The sequence below is a fragment of the Enterobacter ludwigii genome, from assembly GCF_001750725.1.
Taxonomy (GTDB): Bacteria; Pseudomonadota; Gammaproteobacteria; order Enterobacterales; family Enterobacteriaceae; genus Enterobacter; species Enterobacter ludwigii.
On sequence record NZ_CP017279.1, the window covers coordinates 4,014,435 to 4,039,351 of the forward strand.

The 24,917-nt window shown below is 54.5% G+C and carries 16 protein-coding genes, 2 tRNA genes and 3 rRNA genes; 13 read left to right on the plus strand and 8 right to left on the minus strand.

The features are described from left to right. Positions 1-63 precede the first annotated feature (63 nt). The 5 genes from tsaA to metN form a co-directional block, all read right to left on the minus strand. Positions 64-768, minus strand: a complete 705-nt coding sequence (gene tsaA, locus BH714_RS18855) for a tRNA (N6-threonylcarbamoyladenosine(37)-N6)-methyltransferase TrmO (protein ID WP_025205135.1) — start codon at positions 766-768, stop codon at positions 64-66. Next, on the minus strand, positions 765-1,169 hold the full coding sequence (gene rcsF / locus BH714_RS18860; RefSeq protein WP_014168727.1) for an Rcs stress response system protein RcsF: 405 nt from the start codon (positions 1,167-1,169) through the stop codon (positions 765-767). The genes tsaA and rcsF overlap by 4 nt, the downstream gene beginning before the upstream one ends. A gap of 106 nt (positions 1,170-1,275) precedes the next feature. Continuing rightward, positions 1,276-2,091, minus strand: a complete 816-nt coding sequence (metQ, locus tag BH714_RS18865; protein WP_014168729.1) for a methionine ABC transporter substrate-binding lipoprotein MetQ — start codon at positions 2,089-2,091, stop codon at positions 1,276-1,278. A 40-nt stretch (positions 2,092-2,131) separates the two neighbouring features. Then, positions 2,132-2,785 (minus strand): methionine ABC transporter permease MetI, encoded by a 654-nt coding sequence (locus BH714_RS18870; protein WP_014168730.1) that lies wholly within the window; start codon positions 2,783-2,785, stop codon positions 2,132-2,134. Next, the gene (gene metN / locus BH714_RS18875) at positions 2,778-3,809 is read right to left on the minus strand and encodes a methionine ABC transporter ATP-binding protein MetN (RefSeq protein WP_014168731.1); all 1,032 of its coding nucleotides are present in this window, start codon (positions 3,807-3,809) and stop codon (positions 2,778-2,780) included. The genes BH714_RS18870 and metN overlap by 8 nt, the downstream gene beginning before the upstream one ends. A gap of 188 nt (positions 3,810-3,997) precedes the next feature. Between metN and gmhB the strand changes: the two genes are divergently transcribed. The 10 genes from gmhB (at position 3,998) to aceK (ending at position 16,133) form a co-directional block, all read left to right on the plus strand. Next, positions 3,998-4,564, plus strand: a complete 567-nt coding sequence (gmhB, locus tag BH714_RS18880; protein WP_014168732.1) for a D-glycero-beta-D-manno-heptose 1,7-bisphosphate 7-phosphatase — start codon at positions 3,998-4,000, stop codon at positions 4,562-4,564. A 371-nt stretch (positions 4,565-4,935) separates the two neighbouring features. Beyond that, positions 4,936-6,475, plus strand: a 16S ribosomal RNA gene (locus BH714_RS18885). A gap of 70 nt (positions 6,476-6,545) precedes the next feature. Further along, positions 6,546-6,622: transfer RNA gene (locus BH714_RS18890), tRNA-Ile, on the plus strand. A 38-nt stretch (positions 6,623-6,660) separates the two neighbouring features. Further along, positions 6,661-6,736: transfer RNA gene (locus BH714_RS18895), tRNA-Ala, on the plus strand. A 180-nt stretch (positions 6,737-6,916) separates the two neighbouring features. Beyond that, a 23S ribosomal RNA gene (locus BH714_RS18900) occupies positions 6,917-9,822 on the plus strand. Between the two features lie 63 nt (positions 9,823-9,885). Then, positions 9,886-10,001, plus strand: a 5S ribosomal RNA gene (gene rrf / locus BH714_RS18905). The 16S, 23S and 5S rRNA genes sit together here with 2 tRNA genes alongside, the layout of an rRNA operon. A gap of 178 nt (positions 10,002-10,179) precedes the next feature. Next, a complete protein-coding gene (metA, locus tag BH714_RS18910) occupies positions 10,180-11,109 on the plus strand; it encodes a homoserine O-acetyltransferase MetA (RefSeq protein ID WP_014168174.1) in 930 nt (309 codons plus the stop codon). A 270-nt stretch (positions 11,110-11,379) separates the two neighbouring features. After that, entirely contained in the window at positions 11,380-12,981 is a 1,602-nt protein-coding gene (gene aceB, locus BH714_RS18915; RefSeq protein WP_040018674.1) for a malate synthase A, read from the plus strand. 31 nt (positions 12,982-13,012) lie between these two features. After that, positions 13,013-14,317 (plus strand): isocitrate lyase, encoded by a 1,305-nt coding sequence (gene aceA, locus BH714_RS18920; RefSeq protein WP_040018675.1) that lies wholly within the window; start codon positions 13,013-13,015, stop codon positions 14,315-14,317. An 88-nt stretch (positions 14,318-14,405) separates the two neighbouring features. Beyond that, a complete protein-coding gene (gene aceK, locus BH714_RS18925; RefSeq protein WP_032681928.1) occupies positions 14,406-16,133 on the plus strand; it encodes a bifunctional isocitrate dehydrogenase kinase/phosphatase in 1,728 nt (575 codons plus the stop codon). A gap of 43 nt (positions 16,134-16,176) precedes the next feature. Here aceK and iclR read toward each other — a convergent pair whose 3' ends face one another. Further along, positions 16,177-17,004, minus strand: a complete 828-nt coding sequence (iclR, locus tag BH714_RS18930; RefSeq protein WP_020882862.1) for a glyoxylate bypass operon transcriptional repressor IclR — start codon at positions 17,002-17,004, stop codon at positions 16,177-16,179. A gap of 194 nt (positions 17,005-17,198) precedes the next feature. Here iclR and metH point away from each other — a divergent pair, with 194 nt between their 5' ends. From metH to rluF, 3 genes are all read left to right on the plus strand, one after another. Continuing rightward, entirely contained in the window at positions 17,199-20,882 is a 3,684-nt protein-coding gene (gene metH / locus BH714_RS18935; protein ID WP_040018676.1) for a methionine synthase, read from the plus strand. A 114-nt stretch (positions 20,883-20,996) separates the two neighbouring features. Beyond that, on the plus strand, positions 20,997-22,628 hold the full coding sequence (locus tag BH714_RS18940) for a Na/Pi cotransporter family protein (RefSeq protein WP_020882860.1): 1,632 nt from the start codon (positions 20,997-20,999) through the stop codon (positions 22,626-22,628). Between the two features lie 134 nt (positions 22,629-22,762). After that, the gene (rluF, locus tag BH714_RS18945; protein WP_025206405.1) at positions 22,763-23,632 is read left to right on the plus strand and encodes a 23S rRNA pseudouridine(2604) synthase RluF; all 870 of its coding nucleotides are present in this window, start codon (positions 22,763-22,765) and stop codon (positions 23,630-23,632) included. Here rluF and BH714_RS18950 read toward each other — a convergent pair whose 3' ends face one another. Next, entirely contained in the window at positions 23,633-23,905 is a 273-nt protein-coding gene (locus tag BH714_RS18950; protein WP_014168182.1) for a YjbD family protein, read from the minus strand. A 50-nt stretch (positions 23,906-23,955) separates the two neighbouring features. Continuing rightward, positions 23,956-24,900, minus strand: coding sequence for a ketopantoate/pantoate/pantothenate transporter PanS (panS, locus tag BH714_RS18955; protein ID WP_014168183.1), 945 nt, complete (start codon positions 24,898-24,900; stop codon positions 23,956-23,958). Positions 24,901-24,917 lie beyond the last annotated feature (17 nt).

Below are 24,917 nucleotides of genomic sequence, written 5' to 3' on the forward strand. Positions count from 1 at the left end.
GAGACAAAAAAAGTGGTTTAGTTTACCAGTGTGGCAAAGATGCCAAAAGAGAGGAGGACAAAATTACCTGGGTTCAAGGGCAAACACCTCAAAACCTGCCCCGGTCACGCGCCAGCGAACGTTAAAATCCAGCAGCCAGACGGCGTAGGTTTTCCCGGCGTCCTCTTCTTTACGATAGGCCGGACGGGGGTCCTGAGCCAGCACTTCGGTGATAAAGTCACGAAGGCGGGGATAGCGTGTTTCCAGCTGCTGAAGCTGCGTGGTTATCTCAGCCGTGAAGTGAACAGGCATATCTGCCTGCGGTGCTTCCTGGGCATAGCTTGCGCGGGCGTCGGGTAACGCTTCGGCAAAGGGGAGATACGGCTTGATATCGATAACTGGCGTGCCATCAACCAGGTCAAGGCTGCCTAACTCCAGTATGACCTGATCCTTCTGACAGCGTATACCTTTCAGTTCGACCAGCGACATCCCGACAGGGTTTGGACGGAAGGTTGAGCGCGTCGCAAACACGCCCATCCTGGCGTTGCCTCCCAGGCGAGGAGGGCGTACGGTCGGACGCCAGCCACCTTCCATCGTCTGGTGAAACACAAACACAATCCATAAGTGGCTGAATGCTTCGAGCCCGCGTACGGCATCGGCCTGATTGTAGGGCGCGATCAAGTGAAGCTCGCCACCGCTGGTGACCAGACCTGGCTGGCGTGGCACGGCGAACTTCTCTTTATAGGGAGAGCGAATAACGCCTATCTGTTCGAACTGAAATGAACTCATTTCGCCGTAATGTTCAGCGCCGAGCCGATGCAAACCGCCTGACGGTAACAACCCGGTGTTCCACTGGTCACTTCGCAGCTATGCAGCAGAACCGCGTTGGCTTTCATTTTTGCCGCGTTGATCTGCATGCGTTTACGCGCTGTTGGGATATTCGGTGGAGAGTCCTGATTGGTAGCCTGACAGGATTCGCCGCTTACTTCACCCAGTTCACGGAAAGGTTTACCCACGAGTTCGTCAGCTTTGGTAATAATGCGAACCGGCGCAGGGCGAGGCGCTTTCGGTTTTACGGGTTCTGCTTTTGGCGGGGTTGCCGTGCTTTGGACAGGTTCAACAGGAGATCTGCTTAGCATAGAACAGCCGCTCAGCATGAGTGCTAAAAGACAGATCGGTAAAGCACGCATAATAATTCCTCAATGGATAATCAAAACGTCAGATATTGAATCAGTTGACTGCACAAATGACAAGACGGGCATAAGCCCGTCTTGATGATATTACACTGAGGTGAGATTACCAGCCCTTAACAGCGCCGCCGTTAAACACTTTGTTGGCTTCCTGGTAAACTTCGTCAGACTGATAAGCCTGTACGAACTTCTTCACGTTTTCCGCATCTTTGTTGTCTTCGCGAGTCACGATCAGGTTTACATACGGGGAGTCTTTGTCTTCAACGAAGATACCGTCTTTCGCTGGCGTCAGGCCAATCTGGCTGGCGTACGTGGTGTTGATAACGGCCAGGGCAATTTGCGCGTCGTCGAGAGAACGTGGCAGCTGTGGGGCTTCCAGCTCAACAATTTTCAGATTTTTCGGATTCTCGGTGACATCCAGAACGGTTGGCAGCAGGCCAACACCGTCTTTCAGCTTAATCAGGCCCACTTTCTGCAGCAGCAGCAGGGAACGGCCAAGGTTGGTTGGGTCGTTAGGGACGGCAACCTGAGAGCCTGGCTGCAGTTCGTCCAGAGATTTAATTTTCTTGGAGTAACCGGCAATAGGGTAAACAAAGGTGTTACCCACACCCACCAGTTTATAGCCGCGATCCTTGATCTGCTGATCCAGGTAAGGTTTGTGCTGGAAGGCGTTGGCGTCGATATCGCCTTTGCTCAGCGCTTCGTTCGGCAGAACGTAATCGTTAAAGGTCACCAGCTCAACGTCCAGACCATACTTCTCTTTCGCGACTTTCTGCGCGACTTCAGCAACCTGCTGTTCTGCACCCACGATAACGCCCACTTTGATGTGGTTTGGATCTTTTTCGTCCTGACCGCAACCCACCAGTGCCAGAGAGCCGATCAGCGCGCCTACCGCTGCAAAGGTCTTTAATTTAAACGCCATGTTATATCCTTAACTCGTCGAGTTTGTGTTGTGTGTAACGTTATTTGTGAGTAACAGTCCGGACGATGCGATCGCCAGAGAACTGGATTAAGTAAACCAGCACAACCAGCAATACCAGAACGGTATTCATTACGGTAGCGTTATAACCAATATAGCCGTACTGGTAGCCAATCTGGCCTAAACCGCCGGCGCCAACGGCACCGCCCATCGCGGAATAACCCACCAGAGTAATCAACGTAATGGTTGCCGCGTTAACCAGCCCAGGCAGCGCTTCAGGCAGCAGGACTTTACGCACGATCTGCATTGGCGTTGCCCCCATCGCGCGGGAAGCCTCGATCAAACCGGTCGGGATTTCCAGCAGGGCGTTTTCCACCATACGGGCGATAAACGGCGCAGCTCCCACGGTCAGCGGAACGATGGCTGCCTGCAAACCGATAGACGTTCCCACGATCACACGGGTAAATGGAATCATCCACACCAGCAGAATAATGAACGGGATAGAACGGAAGATATTCACCAGTGCAGACAGGGTGCGATACAGCTTCGCGTTCTCAATGATTTGTCCCGGGCGCGTCACATACAACAGCACGCCGACCGGCAGACCAATCACAAAACCAAAGAAGCCTGATACAAAGGTCATTGCCAGCGTTTCCCAAACGCCGCGAACCAGCAGCCACATCATCGGCTCAGACATAACCCAGTACCTCTACTTTTACGTGATGTTCTTGCAGCCAGGCAATTGCCGCCTGGGTTTCTGCTTGTGTGCCGTGCATTTCCGTCAGCATGATGCCGAACTTCACGCCACCGGCGTAATCCATTTGCGCGCTGATGATGTTGTTATTCACATTAAAGCGGCGCGCGGTTTCGGACAGCAGTGGCGCATCGACGGACTGGCCAGTGAACTCCATACGCAGCATCGGGACGCTGTCCGCGGTCGATTCTGTTTTTAAACGCTCCAGATAATCTTCCGGAATATCCAGGTGCAGCGTGGACTGAATAAACTGTTGTGCCAGTGGGGTTTTCGGATGGGAAAACACTTCGCTGACCGTGTCTTGCTCAATCAACTCACCGTTGCTGATTACCGCGACGCAATCACAGATGCGTTTCACCACGTCCATTTCATGTGTAATAAGGAGAATGGTCAGGCCGAGGCGACGGTTGATGTCCTTCAGAAGCTCCAGAATGGAACGCGTAGTGGCGGGATCTAATGCGCTGGTGGCTTCATCGCACAGCAGCACTTTCGGGTTACTTGCCAGCGCGCGGGCAATGGCCACACGCTGTTTTTGTCCACCGGACAGGTTTGCCGGGTAGCTATCGTGTTTATCACCCAGTCCAACGAGATCCAGCAGTTCGGTTACGCGACGCTTAACTTCTTCTTTTGGCGTGTTGTCCAGTTCCAGCGGCAAGGCAACGTTGCCAAACACCGTACGGGAGGCCAGCAGGTTAAAGTGCTGGAAGATCATGCCAATCTGGCGGCGTGCTTTCGTCAGTTCTTTCTCTGAAAGGGCGGTCAGTTCCTGCCCGCCTACTTCTACACGACCCTGGGTTGGGCGCTCAAGCAGGTTAACACAACGGATCAGCGTACTTTTACCTGCACCCGATGCGCCAATGACGCCATAAATTTGACCAGCAGGAACATGCAGACTGACATTGTTCAGCGCCTGAATGGTTCGGTTCCCCTGCTGGAACACTTTGGTGATATTGGAAAGTTTAATCATTAGATTATTTTTATCGTATGTAAGTTAGCCGTGGCATTTTCTTCTGCCAGATACGGGTGATGACCGTAAACAAAACGGATGTTAAGGCATCCAGACGTCTAAATCAATCCAACTCTGTACGATGAGCACTTTATTGCGCTGCGATTCATGAGATACTAGCTGTACATGCCTTTTTCAGGAGCAAACCGGTGGCAAAATCAGTACCCGCAATTTTTCTCGATCGTGATGGCACTATTAATGTGGATCACGGTTATGTCCACGAGATTGATGAGTTCGAGTTTATCGAGGGCGTTATCGATGCCATGCGCCAGCTGAAAGAGATGGGCTATGCGCTGGTGGTCGTGACCAACCAGTCCGGCATCGCACGTGGAAAATTCACCGAGGCGCAATTCGAGACGCTGACGGAATGGATGGACTGGTCGCTGGCTGACCGCGGTGTCGAACTTGATGGCATTTACTATTGCCCGCACCACCCGCAGGGAACTGTAGAAGAGTTTCGCCAGACGTGTGATTGCCGCAAGCCGCATCCGGGAATGTTTATCTCTGCGCAGGAATTCCTGCATATCGATATGGCTGCTTCTTATATGGTGGGCGATAAACTGGAAGATATGCAGGCAGCAACCGCCGCAGGTGTGGGGACTAAAATACTTGTGCGCACCGGCAAACCTGTGACGCCTGAAGCAGAGAGTGCTGCGGATTGGGTGATTAATAGCCTGGCAGAGCTGCCAAAAGAGATTAAAAAGCACCAAAAATAGCCTTTTTGGTGAAAAGGTGAGCGGTCGAAATAAAAATGCATATTTCCGCTTGTCATTCCTCGGCGGCACCCTATAATGCGCCTCCATCGACACGGCGGATGTGAATCACTTCACAGATAACCCGGTCGGTTGAAGAGAAAAAATCCTGAACTTCAGGGTTGACTCTGAAAGAGGAAAGCGTAATATACGCCACCTCGCGACGGTGAGCTGTAAGCCGCGTCGCAACTGCTCTTTAACAATTTATCAGACAATCTGTGTGGGCACTCAAAGTGACATGGATTCTTAATGTCTTCGGACACTAAATGAATACCAAAGTCTCTGAGTGAACATACGTAATTCATTACGAAGTTTAATTCACGAGCATCAAACTTAAATTGAAGAGTTTGATCATGGCTCAGATTGAACGCTGGCGGCAGGCCTAACACATGCAAGTCGAACGGTAGCACAGAGAGCTTGCTCTCGGGTGACGAGTGGCGGACGGGTGAGTAATGTCTGGGAAACTGCCTGATGGAGGGGGATAACTACTGGAAACGGTAGCTAATACCGCATAACGTCGCAAGACCAAAGAGGGGGACCTTCGGGCCTCTTGCCATCAGATGTGCCCAGATGGGATTAGCTAGTAGGTGGGGTAAAGGCTCACCTAGGCGACGATCCCTAGCTGGTCTGAGAGGATGACCAGCCACACTGGAACTGAGACACGGTCCAGACTCCTACGGGAGGCAGCAGTGGGGAATATTGCACAATGGGCGCAAGCCTGATGCAGCCATGCCGCGTGTATGAAGAAGGCCTTCGGGTTGTAAAGTACTTTCAGCGGGGAGGAAGGTGTTGTGGTTAATAACCGCAGCAATTGACGTTACCCGCAGAAGAAGCACCGGCTAACTCCGTGCCAGCAGCCGCGGTAATACGGAGGGTGCAAGCGTTAATCGGAATTACTGGGCGTAAAGCGCACGCAGGCGGTCTGTCAAGTCGGATGTGAAATCCCCGGGCTCAACCTGGGAACTGCATTCGAAACTGGCAGGCTAGAGTCTTGTAGAGGGGGGTAGAATTCCAGGTGTAGCGGTGAAATGCGTAGAGATCTGGAGGAATACCGGTGGCGAAGGCGGCCCCCTGGACAAAGACTGACGCTCAGGTGCGAAAGCGTGGGGAGCAAACAGGATTAGATACCCTGGTAGTCCACGCCGTAAACGATGTCGACTTGGAGGTTGTGCCCTTGAGGCGTGGCTTCCGGAGCTAACGCGTTAAGTCGACCGCCTGGGGAGTACGGCCGCAAGGTTAAAACTCAAATGAATTGACGGGGGCCCGCACAAGCGGTGGAGCATGTGGTTTAATTCGATGCAACGCGAAGAACCTTACCTACTCTTGACATCCAGAGAACTTTCCAGAGATGGATTGGTGCCTTCGGGAACTCTGAGACAGGTGCTGCATGGCTGTCGTCAGCTCGTGTTGTGAAATGTTGGGTTAAGTCCCGCAACGAGCGCAACCCTTATCCTTTGTTGCCAGCGGTCCGGCCGGGAACTCAAAGGAGACTGCCAGTGATAAACTGGAGGAAGGTGGGGATGACGTCAAGTCATCATGGCCCTTACGAGTAGGGCTACACACGTGCTACAATGGCGCATACAAAGAGAAGCGAACTCGCGAGAGCAAGCGGACCTCATAAAGTGCGTCGTAGTCCGGATTGGAGTCTGCAACTCGACTCCATGAAGTCGGAATCGCTAGTAATCGTAGATCAGAATGCTACGGTGAATACGTTCCCGGGCCTTGTACACACCGCCCGTCACACCATGGGAGTGGGTTGCAAAAGAAGTAGGTAGCTTAACCTTCGGGAGGGCGCTTACCACTTTGTGATTCATGACTGGGGTGAAGTCGTAACAAGGTAACCGTAGGGGAACCTGCGGTTGGATCACCTCCTTACCTTAAAGAACCTGCCTTTGTAGTGCTCACACAGATTGTCTGATGAAAAACAGCAGTAAAAAACCTCTACAGGCTTGTAGCTCAGGTGGTTAGAGCGCACCCCTGATAAGGGTGAGGTCGGTGGTTCAAGTCCACTCAGGCCTACCAAATCTGTCATGCAGATTTGAAGAGGTTGGTCATACGATGGGGCTATAGCTCAGCTGGGAGAGCGCCTGCTTTGCACGCAGGAGGTCTGCGGTTCGATCCCGCATAGCTCCACCATCTTTTACTGCGAAAACAAGAAAACTTCAGAGTGAACCTGAAAAGGTGCACTGCGAAGTTTTGCTCTTTAAAAATCTGGATCAAGCTGAAAATTGAAACGACACACAGTTAATGTGTGTTCGAGTCTCTCAAATTTTCGCAAACCGGTGATGAATCGAAAGAAACATCTTCGGGTTGTGAGGTTAAGCGACTAAGCGTACACGGTGGATGCCCTGGCAGTCAGAGGCGATGAAGGACGTGCTAATCTGCGAAAAGCGCCGGCGAGGTGATATGAACCTTTGACCCGGCGATGTCCGAATGGGGAAACCCAGTGTGTTCCGACACACTATCGTTAACTGAATACATAGGTTAACGAGGCGAACCGGGGGAACTGAAACATCTAAGTACCCCGAGGAAAAGAAATCAACCGAGATTCCCCAGTAGCGGCGAGCGAACGGGGAGCAGCCCAGAGTCTGAATCAGCTTGTGTGTTAGTGGAAGCGTCTGGAAAGTCGCACGGTACAGGGTGAAAGTCCCGTACACGAAAGCACACAGGCTGTGAACTCGAAGAGTAGGGCGGGACACGTGGTATCCTGTCTGAATATGGGGGGACCATCCTCCAAGGCTAAATACTCCTGACTGACCGATAGTGAACCAGTACCGTGAGGGAAAGGCGAAAAGAACCCCGGCGAGGGGAGTGAAAAAGAACCTGAAACCGTGTACGTACAAGCAGTGGGAGCCTCTTTTATGGGGTGACTGCGTACCTTTTGTATAATGGGTCAGCGACTTATATTCTGTAGCAAGGTTAACCGTATAGGGGAGCCGAAGGGAAACCGAGTCTTAACTGGGCGTTAAGTTGCAGGGTATAGACCCGAAACCCGGTGATCTAGCCATGGGCAGGTTGAAGGTTGGGTAACACTAACTGGAGGACCGAACCGACTAATGTTGAAAAATTAGCGGATGACTTGTGGCTGGGGGTGAAAGGCCAATCAAACCGGGAGATAGCTGGTTCTCCCCGAAAGCTATTTAGGTAGCGCCTCGTGAACTCATCTTCGGGGGTAGAGCACTGTTTCGGCTAGGGGGCCATCCCGGCTTACCAACCCGATGCAAACTACGAATACCGAAGAATGTTATCACGGGAGACACACGGCGGGTGCTAACGTCCGTCGTGAAGAGGGAAACAACCCAGACCGCCAGCTAAGGTCCCAAAGTCATGGTTAAGTGGGAAACGATGTGGGAAGGCACAGACAGCCAGGATGTTGGCTTAGAAGCAGCCATCATTTAAAGAAAGCGTAATAGCTCACTGGTCGAGTCGGCCTGCGCGGAAGATGTAACGGGGCTAAACCATGCACCGAAGCTGCGGCAGCGACGCTTATGCGTTGTTGGGTAGGGGAGCGTTCTGTAAGCCGTTGAAGGTGTCCTGTGAGGGGTGCTGGAGGTATCAGAAGTGCGAATGCTGACATAAGTAACGATAAAGCGGGTGAAAAGCCCGCTCGCCGGAAGACCAAGGGTTCCTGTCCAACGTTAATCGGGGCAGGGTGAGTCGACCCCTAAGGCGAGGCCGAAAGGCGTAGTCGATGGGAAACAGGTTAATATTCCTGTACTTGGTGTTACTGCGAAGGGGGGACGGAGAAGGCTATGTTAGCCGGGCGACGGTTGTCCCGGTTTAAGCATGTAGGCGGAGGTTCCAGGTAAATCCGGTTCCTTGTTAACGCTGAGGTGTGATGACGAGGCACTACGGTGCTGAAGTAACAAATGCCCTGCTTCCAGGAAAAGCCTCTAAGCATCAGGTAACATCAAATCGTACCCCAAACCGACACAGGTGGTCAGGTAGAGAATACCAAGGCGCTTGAGAGAACTCGGGTGAAGGAACTAGGCAAAATGGTGCCGTAACTTCGGGAGAAGGCACGCTGATATGTAGGTGAAGCCCCTGCGGGTGGAGCTGAAATCAGTCGAAGATACCAGCTGGCTGCAACTGTTTATTAAAAACACAGCACTGTGCAAACACGAAAGTGGACGTATACGGTGTGACGCCTGCCCGGTGCCGGAAGGTTAATTGATGGGGTTAGCGGTAACGCGAAGCTCTTGATCGAAGCCCCGGTAAACGGCGGCCGTAACTATAACGGTCCTAAGGTAGCGAAATTCCTTGTCGGGTAAGTTCCGACCTGCACGAATGGCGTAATGATGGCCAGGCTGTCTCCACCCGAGACTCAGTGAAATTGAACTCGCTGTGAAGATGCAGTGTACCCGCGGCAAGACGGAAAGACCCCGTGAACCTTTACTATAGCTTGACACTGAACACTGGTCCTTGATGTGTAGGATAGGTGGGAGGCTTTGAAGCGTGGACGCCAGTCTGCGTGGAGCCAACCTTGAAATACCACCCTTTAATGGCTGGTGTTCTAACGTAGACCCGTGATCCGGGTTGCGGACAGTGTCTGGTGGGTAGTTTGACTGGGGCGGTCTCCTCCCAAAGAGTAACGGAGGAGCACGAAGGTTAGCTAATCCTGGTCGGACATCAGGAGGTTAGTGCAATGGCATAAGCTAGCTTGACTGCGAGAGTGACGGCTCGAGCAGGTGCGAAAGCAGGTCATAGTGATCCGGTGGTTCTGAATGGAAGGGCCATCGCTCAACGGATAAAAGGTACTCCGGGGATAACAGGCTGATACCGCCCAAGAGTTCATATCGACGGCGGTGTTTGGCACCTCGATGTCGGCTCATCACATCCTGGGGCTGAAGTAGGTCCCAAGGGTATGGCTGTTCGCCATTTAAAGTGGTACGCGAGCTGGGTTTAGAACGTCGTGAGACAGTTCGGTCCCTATCTGCCGTGGGCGCTGGAGAATTGAGGGGGGCTGCTCCTAGTACGAGAGGACCGGAGTGGACGCATCACTGGTGTTCGGGTTGTCATGCCAATGGCACTGCCCGGTAGCTAAATGCGGAAGAGATAAGTGCTGAAAGCATCTAAGCACGAAACTTGCCCCGAGATGAGTTCTCCCTGAGACTTTAAGTCTCCTGAAGGAACGTTGAAGACTACGACGTTGATAGGTCGGGTGTGTAAGCGCAGCGATGCGTTGAGCTAACCGATACTAATGAACCGTGAGGCTTAACCTTACAACGCCGAAGATGTTTTGGCGATGAGAGACGATTTTCAGCTGATACAGATAACAGAATTTGCCTGGCGGCTTTAGCGCGGTGGTCCCACCTGACCCCATGCCGAACTCAGAAGTGAAACGCCGTAGCGCCGATGGTAGTGTGGGGTCTCCCCATGTGAGAGTAGGGAACTGCCAGGCATCAATTAAAAGAACCCCGTACCGTATGGTGCGGGGTTTTTTGCTTTTTGGGCTTCTTACTTCCTCCTTGAAACTTTCTCACCTTCCGCTTGCAGACTCGACATTCAGCCTGTTTCTGGGTATCGTTAGCTGTCTGGATGTCTAAACGTTTATACGTATGCTGTGAGGATATGAGGTTATGCCGATTCGGGTGCAGGACGAGCTACCAGCCGTCAATTTCTTACGTGATGAAAACGTCTTTGTGATGACGACTTCACGCGCTACAGGTCAGGAAATTCGCCCACTGAAGGTGCTTATTCTCAATCTGATGCCGAAAAAGATCGAAACAGAGAACCAGTTCCTGCGTTTGCTTTCGAACTCGCCGCTGCAGGTTGATATCCAGCTGCTGCGAATCGATGCCCGTGAGTCGCGAAATACGCCTTCTGAGCATCTGAATAATTTTTACTGTAACTTCGACGACATTCGCGACGAAAACTTCGACGGGCTGATTGTGACCGGTGCACCGCTGGGCCTGGTCGAATTTAATGATGTTGCCTACTGGCCGCAGATCAAACAGGTACTGGAGTGGGCTAAAGATCACGTCACGTCCACGCTGTTTGTTTGTTGGGCGGTGCAAGCCGCCCTGAATATCCTCTATGGGATCCCCAAACAAACCCGCACTGAGAAGCTTTCAGGTGTTTACGAGCACCACCTTGTCCAACCTCACGCCCTGTTGACGCGCGGGTTCGATGACTCCTTCCTGGCGCCACACTCGCGCTACGCCGATTTTCCGGCACAGCTGATTCGTGATTACACCGATCTCGATATCCTGGCCGAAACCGAAGACGGGGATGCTTACCTGTTTGCCAGTAAAGACAAGCGCATTGCCTTTGTTACCGGGCATCCTGAATACGATCCGAACACCCTCGCGTCGGAGTATTTCCGTGACGTTGAAGCCGGTCTGAATCCGGACGTTCCGTACAACTATTTCCCCAAAAACGATCCACAGAACAAACCGAGAGCCACCTGGCGTAGCCACGGGAATTTGCTGTTTACTAACTGGCTCAACTATTACGTCTACCAGATCACACCATACGATCTGCGCCACATGAATCCAACGCTGGAGTAATCTTCTGCACTAAACGATCCTAAAGCGTTTCAGCTATTCACATCAGGCACCTTCGGGTGCCTTTTTCATTTCCGAAATGTCACTCAACAAACAATAAAACTTTAATTTCATATTAATCAATGCGTTAAATGCATTTAATAATTAAAATGGAAATTGTTTTTGATTTTGAAAAAAATATAGATAGTCTTAATTCTGCTGAGCGAAAACTACACAACGATCTTTCGTTCGCATCGGGGGCGTGATTTTGGATCTTTGATGAGGAGCAGAGTAATGACTCAACAGGCAACGACGGTCGATGAACTGGCCTTTACCCAGCCGCATGGCGAGCAAGAACAGCAAATTTTGACAGCAGACGCTGTCGAATTCCTGACCGAACTGGTGACCCGCTTTACGCCAACGCGCAATAAGCTGCTGGCGGCACGCATTCATCAGCAGCAGGAAATTGACGATGGCAAGTTGCCTGGGTTTATTTCGGAAACCGCTTCCATTCGCCGTGGTGAGTGGAAAATCCGCGGCATTCCGGATGATTTACAGGATCGGCGCGTCGAAATCACCGGCCCGGTGGAGCGCAAAATGGTGATCAACGCCATGAACGCGAACGTAAAAGTCTTTATGGCAGATTTTGAGGACTCACTGGCGCCGGACTGGCATAAGGTTATCGACGGGCAAATCAATCTGCGCGACGCCGTGAACGGCACCATCAGCTATACCAACGAAGCCGGCAAAATCTATCAACTGAAACCCAATCCGGCGGTTCTGATCTGTCGCGTACGTGGACTGCATCTGCCTGAAAAGCATGTCACCTGGCGTGGCGAAGCTATTCCGGGCAGTCTGTTTGACTTCGCCCTCTATTTCTTCCACAACCACAAGAATCTGCTGGCAAAAGGCAGCGGCCCCTATTTCTATCTGCCGAAAACACAGGCCTGGCAGGAAGCGGCCTGGTGGAGTGAAGTGTTTAGCTACACGGAAGATCGTTTCAACCTGCCGCGCGGCACCATTAAAGCCACCCTGCTGATTGAAACGCTGCCTGCCGTGTTCCAGATGAACGAAATTCTGCATGCGCTGCGCGACCATATTGTTGGGCTGAACTGTGGACGCTGGGATTACATCTTCAGCTACATCAAAACCCTGAAAAATCATCCCGATCGTGTGCTGCCGGATCGCCAGGTGGTCACCATGGATAAACCGTTCCTGAGTGCCTACTCACGCCTGTTGATTAAAACCTGCCACAAGCGCGGGGCCTTTGCGATGGGTGGAATGGCGGCATTTATCCCAAGCAAAGATGCTGAACGTAACAATCAGGTGCTCAACAAGGTGAAAGCCGATAAAGAGCTTGAAGCACGAAATGGCCATGACGGAACGTGGATCGCGCATCCGGGTCTGGCGGATACGGCAATGGACGTCTTCAACCGCGTACTCGGTGAGAACAAAAACCAGCTGTTTGTGACGCGTGATGAGGATGCCCCAACGGCTGAAGAACACCTGCTGGCACCGTGTGCGGGCGAGCGTACGGAAGAGGGCATGCGCGCCAATATCCGCGTAGCCGTCCAGTACATTGAAGCGTGGATCTCCGGTAACGGCTGCGTGCCGATCTACGGCCTGATGGAAGATGCCGCTACCGCCGAGATCTCTCGCACCTCAATCTGGCAGTGGATCCACCATCAAAAAACGCTCAGTAACGGCAAGCCGGTGACCAAATCCCTGTTCCGTCAGATGCTGGCCGAAGAGATGCGGGTGATCCAGGACGAACTGGGTGAACACCGCTTCAGCAGCGGACGTTTTGATGACGCCGCACGCCTGATGGAGCAAATCACCACATCCGATGACTTAATCGACTTCCTGACCCTGCCGGGCTACCGCTTCCTGGCGTAATTCACCCCACAACAATATGGAGCATCTGCACATGAAAACCCGTACCCAACAAATCGAAGAATTGAAGAAAGAGTGGACCCAACCTCGCTGGGAAGGCATCCGCCGCCCGTATAGCGCGGAAGAGGTGGTGAAATTGCGTGGCTCGGTCAATCCGGAATGTACCCTGGCGCAGCGCGGCGCGGCGAAAATGTGGGAGCTGCTGCACGGCGGTGCCAAAAAAGGTTACATCAATAGCCTCGGCGCGCTGACTGGCGGCCAGGCCCTGCAGCAGGCGAAAGCCGGCATCGAAGCCATCTATCTTTCCGGCTGGCAAGTTGCGGCGGACGCCAACCTGGCCTCCAGCATGTATCCGGATCAGTCGCTCTATCCGGCAAACTCGGTACCAACCGTGGTGGATCGGATCAACAACACCTTCCGCCGTGCGGATCAGATCCAGTGGGCGGCAGGCATTGAGCCAAACGATCCGCGTTTTATTGACTATTTCCTGCCGATCGTCGCGGATGCGGAAGCGGGATTCGGCGGCGTGCTGAACGCCTTTGAGCTGATGAAATCGATGATTGAGGCCGGTGCAGCGGCCGTTCACTTCGAAGACCAGCTGGCGTCAGTGAAGAAATGCGGACACATGGGCGGGAAAGTCCTTGTCCCAACCCAGGAAGCGATTCAGAAGCTGGTTGCGGCGCGTCTGGCGGCTGACGTGCTCGGCGTACCCACGCTGGTGATTGCCCGTACCGATGCGGATGCGGCTGACCTGATCACTTCTGACTGCGATCCTTACGACAGCGAGTTCATTACCGGTGAACGCACCAGCGAAGGGTTTTATCGTACCCATGCTGGCATTGAACAGGCGATCAGCCGTGGGCTGGCATATGCACCGTATGCGGACCTGGTCTGGTGCGAAACCTCCACGCCGGACCTGGCGCTGGCAAAACGCTTTGCCGATGCTATCCACGCCAAATATCCGGGCAAACTGCTGGCCTATAACTGCTCGCCGTCCTTCAACTGGCAGAAGAAACTGGACGATAAAACCATCGCCAGCTTCCAGCAGCAACTGTCCGACATGGGCTACAAATATCAGTTCATCACGCTGGCTGGCATTCACAGCATGTGGTTCAACATGTTCGACCTGGCGCATGCCTACGCGCAGGGGGAAGGCATGAAGCATTACGTTGAGAAGGTGCAGCAGCCGGAATTTGCTGCCGGTAAAGAGGGCTATACCTTCGTTTCGCATCAGCAGGAGGTCGGGACCGGTTACTTCGATAACGTGACCACTATCATCCAGGGGGGCACCTCCTCCGTCACCGCCTTAACGGGATCGACGGAAGAAGCCCAGTTCTGAGCCATGTAACGCCCGGTGGCACGCTACCGGGCCTGTGAACATACTCCCTCTCCCGTCGGGAGGGGGCCGGGGTGAGGGAGCATGAACAATGTCGCGTGGTCTGGAATTACTGATTGCCCAAACTATTCTGCAGGGCTTCGATGCCCAGTACGGACGTTTCCTGGAAGTCACATCCGGCGCGCAGCAGCGTTTTGAGCACGCCGACTGGCATGCGGTTCAGCAGGCCATGAAGCAGCGAATCCACCTTTACGACCACCATGTGGGTCTGGTGGTGGAGCAGTTGCGCTGCATTACCGACGGCAAAATCCCTGACGCGGAGTTTTTACTGCGCGTGAAGGAGCATTACACCCATCTGTTACCTGATTACCCGCGCTTCGAGATTGCGGAGAGCTTTTTCAACTCCGTCTATTGCCGGTTATTTGACCACCGCTCATTATCTCCTGAGCGGTTATTTATCTTTAGCTCTCAGCCGGAACGCCGCTTTCGCACTATTCCGCGTCCGCTGGCGAAGGATTTCTTTCCCGATCGTGGCTGGGAAAAACTCCTGCATCGCGTATTAACGGATTTGCCGCTGCGTTTGCCCTGGGAGAATAAAACCCGTGATATCGGCTATATCTCTGCGCATCTCAAGGAGACCTTCGGCGAAGAGGTGCTCGGGCAAAGCCATTTGCAGGTTGCCAATGAGCTTTTTTACCGTAATAAGGCCGCCTGGCTGGTCGGTAAACTGATGACACCGTCGGCCATTGTGCCGTTTCTGTTACCCATCCATCGTACCGATGACGGTGAACTGTTTGTTGATACCTGCCTGACGACCAGCGCCGAGGCCAGCATTGTCTTTGGTTTCGCCCGCTCCTACTTTATGGTGTATGCCCCGCTGCCTGCTGCTCTGGTGGAGTGGTTGCGCGAGATCCTGCCGGGGAAAACCACCGCCGAGCTGTACATGGCCATTGGCTGTCAGAAACACGCCAAGACGGAAAGCTATCGGGAATATTTGCGCTATGTCACCACGGCAGATGAGCAATTTATCGAAGCCCCCGGTATTCGCGGCATGGTGATGCTGGTCTTTACCCTGCCGGGTTTTGATCGGGTGTTTAAGGTCATCAAAGATACGTTCGCGCCGCAGAAGGAGATGACCGCTGCTCACGTCCGCGCCTGCTACCAGCTGGTTAAAGAGCACGATCGCGTCGGGCGAATGGCGGACACCCAGGAGTTCGAGAACTTTGTGCTGGATAAGCAGCAGATCGATCCGGCATTAATGGCGTTATTACTGCAGGAAGCGCCGGCGAAAATCACCGATCTGGGTGACAAAATTGCCATCAGCCATCTCTATATCGAACGCCGCATGATCCCACTCAATATCTGGCTGGAGCAGTCCGAAGGTCAGGCATTACGGGATGCCATAGAAGAATACGGCAACGCTATCCGTCAGCTTGCCGCCGCGAATATCTTCCCGGGCGATATGCTGTTTAAAAACTTCGGGGTCACCCGTCACGGGCGGGTGGTGTTCTACGATTACGATGAAATTTGCTATATGACTGAGGTGAATTTCCGCGATATACCGCAGCCCCGCTATCCGGAAGATGAACTGTCCGGCGAGCCGTGGTACAGCATCTCACCGGGAGATGTCTTTCCTGAGGAATTTCGTCACTGGCTGTGCGCTGACCCGCGCATCAGGCCACTGTTTGAAGAGATGCATGATGATCTGTTCCGCGCCAGCTACTGGCGGGGCCTGCAGACGCGCATCAGGAATGGGCATGTGGAAGATGTGTATGCCTATCGCCGCAAACAACGGTTTTGCATCCGATATGCGGTGTAATGCCCCCTCTCCCGACGGGAGAGGGATTCAGGTGCTCCCGATGTTATCGAATCCCGCCATATGCCAGCGTGACCTCTTTCGCCGCCTTAATCACCAGCGCACCTAACTCCGTGACGCGGTCATCGGTCATACGGGAAATCGGTCCGGAGATCGAAATGGCGGCAAACGGCTCGCGGTGCTCGTCAAAGATGCAGGCTGCAATACAGCGCAGGCCTAACGCATGCTCTTCGTCATCAAACGAATAGCCGCGCTTGCGGGTCAGGGCCAGATCTTCTTTCAGATGTACCGGTGAGACCAGCGTGGCGTGGGTGTAGGCGTGCAGCCCTTTCCGGTGCAGCAGTCCGGTGACCTGCTCTTCGCTGAGCTGCGACAGAAACGCTTTCCCCGCCCCGGAGGCATGCATCGGCAGCTTGCCGCCAATCGGTGCCGACATACGCATTAGCTGCGTGCACTGTACCTGGTCGATGATAATGGCCTGATGGTCGCTCTGGTCGAGCACGGCCAGGTTTACCGTCTCGCCGGAATCTTCCATCAGCTTACGCAGAATAGGGTGCACAATCGCCAGCAGGTTGCGGCTCTGCAGGAAGCTGCTGCCGACGATAAACGCATGTGCGCCCACCGCCCAGTGTCCCAGCTCGCCCACCTGGCGCACAAAGCCCAGCTGCTGCATCGTGGTCAACAGTCGATGGGTCGTTGAGTTCGGCAGGCCAGCCTGCTGTGCCAGCTCTGTCAGGGCCACGCTGCTGTGTGACTCGGCTATCCATTCCAGCAGCTTCAAACCGCGCGTGAGCGATTGAACCTGTCCGCCCTGAGAGGCGGCGGTGGTGGCAGCAGGTTTTCTGCCGCGTTTAGCGGGAACGGTCGTGACCATGACGAACTCCTTTTTCTGTATCGTGGAAATCATTTTCGTTTTATTTGGTGATTTTGCAACCGTTATCCTGACTGATCGGATGAGTGATAGTGAACATGTCTCATGTTACCGCTGTGTGACTTTTACACCCTGCGAGATTGTGCCAGTATGGACTGCTGGCCTTTTGGCCTGGTTGAGCGTTGTCGGGAGCAAGTGTGAGCAGCAAAGTAGAGCAACTGCGTGCGCAGTTAAATAAACGAATTCTGGTGCTGGACGGCGGCATGGGTACCATGATCCAGAGCTATCGTCTGAGTGAAGACGATTTCCGCGGCGAGCGTTTCGCCGACTGGCCATGCGACCTCAAAGGTAACAACGACCTTCTGGTGCTCAGCAAACCGCAGGTCATTTCGGCGATCCACAACGCGTATTTCGAGGCGGGTGCGGATATCGTCGAAACCAACACCTTTAACTCGACAACCATCGCCATGGCGGATTACCAGATGGAATCCCTGTCGGCGGAGATAAACCTTGCCGCGGCAAAGCTGGCCCGCGCCTGCGCTGATGAATGGACAGCCCGTACGCCGGACAAACCGCGCTACGTGGCCGGGGTGCTTGGCCCGACCAACCGCACCGCGTCGATTTCACCCGATGTGAACGACCCGGCCTTTCGTAACATCAGCTTTGATCAGCTGGTGGCGGCATATCGTGAATCGACCAAAGCGCTGGTGGAAGGCGGTTCCGATCTGATCCTGATTGAAACGGTATTCGACACCCTCAATGCCAAAGCCGCGATTTACGCGGTGAAAGAGGAGTTCGAGGCGCTGGGCGTCGACCTGCCGATCATGATTTCCGGTACCATCACCGACGCCTCTGGTCGTACCCTCTCCGGCCAGACCACAGAAGCTTTTTACAACTCCCTGCGTCACGCTGAAGCGCTCTCCTTCGGCCTGAACTGCGCGCTGGGTCCCGATGAGCTGCGCCAGTATGTGCAGGAACTTTCGCGCATCGCTGAATGCTATGTCACCGCACACCCGAACGCCGGCCTGCCGAACGCCTTTGGTGAATACGATCTGGATGCAGACACCATGGCGGCGCAAATCCGCGAGTGGGCCGAATCCGGTTTTCTGAATATCGTCGGTGGTTGCTGCGGTACCACGCCAGAGCATATTGCCGCGATGAGCAATGCGGTGGCGGGTCTGCCGCCACGTCAACTGCCTACGCTGCCGGTTGCCTGTCGTTTGGCCGGCCTTGAGCCGTTGACCATCGGTGACGACAGCCTGTTTGTGAACGTCGGGGAGCGGACTAACGTGACCGGTTCGGCGAAATTCAAACGGCTGATTAAAGAAGAGAAGTACAGTGAAGCGCTGGACGTGGCCCGCCAGCAGGTTGAGAGCGGCGCCCAGATCATCGACATCAATATGGATGAGGGGATGCTCGACGCCGAAGCGGCGATGGTGCGCTTCCTCAACCTGATTGCCGGTGAGCCGGACATTGCCCGGGTGCCGATCATGATTGACTCCTCTAAGTGGGAAGTCATCGAGAAAGGGCTGAAGTGTATTCAGGGTAAAGGCATTGTTAACTCCATTTCGATGAAAGAAGGCGTTGATACCTTTATCCACCACGCGAAGATGGTGCGCCGTTATGGTGCCGCCGTGGTGGTGATGGCCTTCGATGAAATGGGCCAGGCCGATACCCGTGCGCGCAAAATCGAGATTTGCCGCCGCGCATACAAAATTCTGACCGAAGAGGTGGGCTTCCCGCCGGAAGACATCATCTTCGACCCGAACATCTTCGCGGTTGCCACCGGCATTGAAGAGCACAATAACTACGCGCAGGACTTTATCGGCGCGTGTGAAGACATCAAACGCGAGCTGCCGCATGCGCTGATCTCCGGCGGCGTATCGAACGTGTCATTCTCCTTCCGCGGTAACGATCCGGTGCGTGAAGCTATCCACGCCGTGTTCCTCTATTACGCTATCCGTAACGGTATGGACATGGGGATCGTTAACGCCGGACAGCTGGCCATTTACGACGACCTGCCGGCGGAACTGCGCGACGCCGTAGAAGACGTGATCCTCAACCGGCGTGATGACGCCACCGAGCGCATGCTGGATCTGGCCGAGAAATACCGCGGCAGTAAATCCGATGCATCGGTAAACATTCAGCAGGCGGAGTGGCGTGCCTGGGACGTGAAAAAACGTCTGGAATACTCACTCGTCAAAGGAATTACCGAGTTTATTGAACAGGACACCGAAGAAGCACGTCAGCAATCCACGCGCCCGATTGAAGTGATCGAAGGGCCGTTGATGGACGGCATGAACGTGGTCGGCGATCTGTTTGGCGAAGGCAAAATGTTCCTGCCGCAGGTGGTGAAATCCGCACGCGTCATGAAGCAGGCGGTGGCCTATCTCGAACCCTTTATCGAAGCCAGCAAAGAGAAAGGCTCCAGCAACGGTAAAATGGTGATCGCCACCGTGAAGGGCGACGTGCATGACATCGGTAAGAACATTGTGGGCGTCGTACTGCAGTGTAATAACTACGAGATTATCGATCTTGGCGTGATGGTGCCGGCGGATAAAATCCTCAAAACTGCGCGCGAAGTGAATGCTGACCTGATTGGACTTTCCGGGCTGATTACCCCGTCGCTGGACGAGATGGTCAACGTGGCGAAAGAGATGGAGCGTCAGGGCTTTATCATTCCACTGCTGATTGGCGGGGCGACAACGTCCAAAGCGCACACGGCGGTGAAAATCGAGCAGAACTACAGTGGCCCGACGGTTTATGTGCAAAACGCCTCGCGTACCGTGGGCGTCGTGTCGGCATTGTTGTCTGCCACCCAGCGCGATGATTTTGTCGCGCGTACCCGCAAAGAGTACGAGACCGTGCGTATTCAGCATGGCCGTAAGAAACCGCGGACGCCGCCGGTGACACTCCAGGCCGCACGCGATAACGATCTGGCGTTTGACTGGGCCAGCTATACGCCCCCCGTAGCGCATCGTCTGGGCGTTCAGGACGTCACTGCCAGCATCGAGACGCTGCGTAACTACATCGACTGGACACCGTTCTTCATGACCTGGTCACTGGCGGGCAAATATCCCCGCATCCTTGAAGATGAGGTGGTCGGGGAAGAAGCCAAACGCCTGTTCAACGACGCCAACGAAATGCTTGACCAGTTGAGTGCGCAGAAAAGCCTCAACCCGCGCGGCGTGGTGGGCCTGTTCCCGGCGAACCGTGTGGGCGACGACATCGAAATTTATCGCGACGAGACCCGCACGCACGTGCTGGCAGTAAGTCGCCATCTGCGCCAGCAAACCGAGAAAGTGGGCTTTGCTAACTACTGCCTGGCCGATTTCGTTGCACCGAAGCTTTCCGGGAAAGCGGATTATATCGGGGCGTTTGCCGTGACCGGGGGTCTTGAGGAAGATGCGCTGGCGGAGGCGTTCGACGCGCAGCACGATGATTACAATAAAATCATGGTGAAAGCGATTGCCGATCGTCTGGCGGAAGCCTTCGCAGAGTACCTCCACGAGCGCGTGCGCAAGGTTCACTGGGGCTACGCGGCCAATGAGAACCTCAGCAACGAGGAGCTGATCCGCGAAAACTACCAGGGGATTCGTCCGGCTCCGGGCTATCCAGCCTGCCCGGAACACACCGAAAAAGGCACTATCTGGACATTGCTGGATGTAGAAGCCCATACCGGCATGAAGCTCACCGAGTCTTTCGCCATGTGGCCTGGGGCATCGGTGTCCGGCTGGTATTTCAGCCATCCCGACAGCAAATACTTCGCCGTCGCACAGCTGCAGCGCGATCAGATTGAAGATTACGCCCTGCGCAAAGGCATGAGTGTCTCAGAGGTTGAACGCTGGCTGGCACCCAATTTAGGCTACGACGCTGACTAACGTCACTTTTCCTTACAACAAACAGGGCGCTCATTGGGCGCCCTGTCTCTTTCTTACGTTTAAACCCTTATACTGAATCATAAAAACGTAGAACGATAAGGAGGAGAACCTTCCGTGCTGACCCTGTTACACTTGCTTTCCGCAGTAGCACTGCTGGTATGGGGCACGCATATTGTCCGTACCGGCGTTATGCGCGTCTTTGGCGCGCGCTTACGCACCGTTCTCAGCAGCAGCGTTGAGAAGAAGCCGCTCGCCTTCTGCGCGGGCATCGGCGTGACGGCACTGGTGCAGAGCAGTAATGCGACGACCCTGCTCGTGACCTCGTTTGTGGCGCAGGATCTGGTGGCGCTGGCACCCGCGCTGGTCATTGTGCTGGGCGCTGACGTGGGGACCGCGCTGATGGCGCGTATCTTGACCTTCGATCTCTCCTGGCTGTCGCCGCTGCTGATTTTTATCGGTGTCATCTTCTTCCTTGGCCGTAAGCAGACGCGTGCCGGACAGCTTGGCCGCGTGGGGATTGGCCTTGGGTTGATCCTGCTGGCGCTGGAGCTGATTGTGCAGGCGGTGACCCCCATCACCGAGGCCAACGGCGTTCAGGTCATCTTTGCCTCGCTGACCGGGGACATCATGCTGGATGCGTTGATCGGCGCGGTATTTGCCATCGTCAGTTACTCCAGCCTGGCCGCTGTGCTGCTGACGGCGACGTTAACCGCCGCGGGGGCGATCTCTTTCCCGGTCGCGCTGTGTCTGGTGATCGGGGCCAACCTTGGCTCTGGCCTGCTGGCGATGCTCAATAACAGCGCCGCAAACGCTGCTGCCCGGCGCGTGGCGCTCGGAAGCCTGCTGTTTAAGCTGGTGGGCAGCCTGATTATTCTGCCGTTTGTCTATCCGCTGGCCAACCTGATGGACAATCTCCCGTTACCGAAGGCTGAGCTGGTAATCTATTTCCACGTGTTTTACAACCTGGTGCGTTGTCTGGCGATGGTGCCTTTTGCTGAACCCATGGCCCGCTTCTGCGAACGGCTTATCCGGGATGAACCGGAGCTGGATGCGCGTCTGAAACCTAAGCATCTGGACACCTCCGCGCTGGATACCCCGGCACTGGCGCTGGCTAATGCCGCGCGCGAGACGCTGCGCATGGGCGATGCCATGGAAACGATGCTTGAAGGGCTGCAAAAGGTCATGCACGGAGAGCCGCGAGAAGAGAAAGAGCTGCGCAGGCTGGCGGACGATATCAACGTGCTCTATACCGCCATCAAGCTCTACCTGGCGCGTATTCCGCAGGATGAACTGGCAGAGGAAGAGTCCCGCCGCTGGGCGGAAATCATCGAAATGTCGCTTAACCTCGAGCAGGCCTCGGATATCGTTGAGCGTATGGGAAGTGAAATTGCTGACAAATCCCTTGCCGCGCGCCGCGCCTTCTCGGTTGAAGGCCTGAAGGAGCTCGAGGCGCTGCACGAGCAGTTGCTGAGCAACCTGAAGCTGGCAATGCTGGTCTTCTTCTCCAGCGACGTACCGAGCGCACGCCGTTTGCGTCGTAACAAACATCGCTTCCGTATCCTCAACCGGCGCTACTCGCACGCCCACGTTGAACGACTGCACCAGCAGAACGTCCAGAGCATTGAAACCAGCTCCCTGCACCTGGGGTTGCTGGGGGACATGAAGCGTCTCAACTCGTTATTCTGCGCGGTCGCTTATAGCGTCATGGAGCAGCCGGATGAAGACGACGATCGAGATGAATATTAATCTCTGAAAGCGCCTTTATAAGGCGGTTAACCTGAAAACCAGCAGGTTTACGCCGGGCATGATGCCCGGTAACCGTCGGCTAATCTTTTTACCAGCCCAAACCTAAGGTATATTTCGCCTTTACAGGAGAAACTATGCTGCCAACTCAATCAACACGATTAAACAAATACATTAGCGAGAGCGGGATCTGCTCACGTCGCGAGGCGGACCGTTACATTGAACAGGGTAACGTGTTCCTCAACGGCAAACGCGCCACCATCGGTGACCAGGTCGTCCCCGGTGACGTGGTCAAAGTGAATGGTCAGCTCATTGAACCGCGTGATGCGGAAGACCTGGTATTTATCGCGTTGAATAAGCCGGTTGGCATCGTCAGTACCACGGAAGACGGCGAGCGGGACAACATTGTTGATTTCGTTAATCACAGCAGCCGTATCTTCCCGATTGGCCGCCTTGATAAAGACTCACAGGGGCTGATTTTCCTGACCAACCACGGCGATCTGGTGAACAAAATTCTGCGTGCCGGTAACGACCACGAGAAAGAGTACATCGTTACGGTCAATAAGCCGGTCACGGACGACTTTATCCGCGGTATGGGCGCAGGTGTGCCGATTCTGGGGACCGTCACGAAGAAGTGCAAGGTGAAGAAAGAGGCGCCGTTTGCTTTCCGCATTACCCTTGTGCAGGGCTTAAACCGTCAGATCCGCCGGATGTGCGAGCACTTCGGTTATGACGTGGTGAAGCTCGAACGTACGCGCATTATGAACGTGAGTCTGTCCGGTATTCCACTGGGCGAGTGGCGTGATTTAACGGATGACGAACTGATTGAGCTGTTCAGGCTCATCGAGAATTCATCGTCTGAAGCGAAGCCAAAAACGAAAGCCAAACCGAAAACCCAGGCCATTAAGCGCCCGGTGGTGAAAGCGCCGCCATCAGAAGAGAAAAGCCGCGGCAAGCCTGCGGGCAAACGCTTCGTCCAGCCGGGCCGTAAAAAGAAAGGGCGCTAATTAGCGCCTTCCACGGGGTGAGGTATTGGCTGACCAGGAAAAGGTCGCTTCTTTATCGGGTTTATAAGCCTGCTCTTTTTTCAGCTTGCGGGCTTGTTTCGCCTCAGTTTCACGCTGAGCCATTAATTTATCGATGTACTCTTTTTTAACCTGATTGGTTTCGGCATTAGTCAGCGTGCGGCCATGGGCGATACGAGCGCGGTCGAGGAGCGTTTTCAGTTCGCGCTGCTCAGCTTCCGTCATGTCTTTCTGGGTCAAACGTGGTGTAGCCATTGCTGAAGCCTCCTGAAGGGGAGGCTCCAGTGTAAAGCAAGCGAAGGAAATTAACCCTGTTTCACTGCATCTTTTTTCGCGGGCTCATTAATGGGTTTGCCTGACCAGTAGCCTGCCAGCAGCGAGCCGGACAGATTATGCCAGACGGAGAACAGCGCACCCGGCAGGGCCGCCAGCGGCGAGAAGTAGATCTTGCCCAGAGCTGCGGCCAGCCCCGAGTTTTGCATCCCCACTTCGATTGCCAGCGTACGACAGGTGGATTCGTCGAAACCAAACAGCTTCCCGCCCCAGTAACCGCCCAAAAGACCAAGGGTGTTATGCAACACCACCGCGATGATCACCACAAAGCCCACTGAGGCAATGTGCGATGCAGAGCCGGCAACCACGGCGCTGATGATGGCCAGAATACAGACCATCGAGAAGGCAGGCAGGTACGGTTCAACGGCTTTGACCACGCGCGGGAACAGATGGTGAATCACCAGGCCCAGCGCAATCGGGATCACCACAATCTGCAGAATACTGAGCAGCATCCCCATGACGTCTACCTGAATCTGCGCATCCACATACAGACGCGTTAACAGCGGCGTGGCAATCACGCCCACCAGCGTTGAAACGGAAGAGATGGTCACCGAGAGCGCCACATCACCTTTTGCCAGGTAAATCATCACATTGGATGCCGTGCCGCTGGCCACGCTGCCGACCAGCACCATACCGGCGGATAAATCTGGCGGCATTTTAAAGGCCATGGCCAGCAGCCAGGCCGCAAGCGGCATGACCAGGTAGTGCAGGAAAATCCCTGCCGCTACGGGGGCCGGGCGCGACAGAACGCGTTTGAAGTCGTCAATTTTCAGGTGTACGCCCATGCCGAGCATAATCAGCATCAGCAGCGTCGTGACCCATGGGCCAATGCCCGTAAAGTGGGTGGGAGTGTAATACGCGAGTACGGAAAGCAGCAGTGCCCACAACGGGAACAGCCGGGTGATGGCGGATAACATAGATAGTCCTTGCAGTA

Coding starts and splice junctions, on each gene's coding strand:
- metA (WP_014168174.1), top strand. CDS start 10,180: ATGCCGATTCGGGTGCAGGACGAGCTACCAGCCGTCAATTTCTTACGT.
- BH714_RS18950 (WP_014168182.1), bottom strand. CDS start 23,905: ATGGCTACACCACGTTTGACCCAGAAAGACATGACGGAAGCTGAGCAG.
- aceK (WP_032681928.1), top strand. CDS start 14,406: ATGTCGCGTGGTCTGGAATTACTGATTGCCCAAACTATTCTGCAGGGC.
- metQ (WP_014168729.1), bottom strand. CDS start 2,091: ATGGCGTTTAAATTAAAGACCTTTGCAGCGGTAGGCGCGCTGATCGGC.
- BH714_RS18870 (WP_014168730.1), bottom strand. CDS start 2,785: ATGTCTGAGCCGATGATGTGGCTGCTGGTTCGCGGCGTTTGGGAAACG.
- panS (WP_014168183.1), bottom strand. CDS start 24,900: ATGTTATCCGCCATCACCCGGCTGTTCCCGTTGTGGGCACTGCTGCTT.
- tsaA (WP_025205135.1), bottom strand. CDS start 768: ATGAGTTCATTTCAGTTCGAACAGATAGGCGTTATTCGCTCTCCCTAT.
- iclR (WP_020882862.1), bottom strand. CDS start 17,004: ATGGTCACGACCGTTCCCGCTAAACGCGGCAGAAAACCTGCTGCCACC.
- aceA (WP_040018675.1), top strand. CDS start 13,013: ATGAAAACCCGTACCCAACAAATCGAAGAATTGAAGAAAGAGTGGACC.
- aceB (WP_040018674.1), top strand. CDS start 11,380: ATGACTCAACAGGCAACGACGGTCGATGAACTGGCCTTTACCCAGCCG.
- rluF (WP_025206405.1), top strand. CDS start 22,763: ATGCTGCCAACTCAATCAACACGATTAAACAAATACATTAGCGAGAGC.
- rcsF (WP_014168727.1), bottom strand. CDS start 1,169: ATGCGTGCTTTACCGATCTGTCTTTTAGCACTCATGCTGAGCGGCTGT.
- metN (WP_014168731.1), bottom strand. CDS start 3,809: ATGATTAAACTTTCCAATATCACCAAAGTGTTCCAGCAGGGGAACCGA.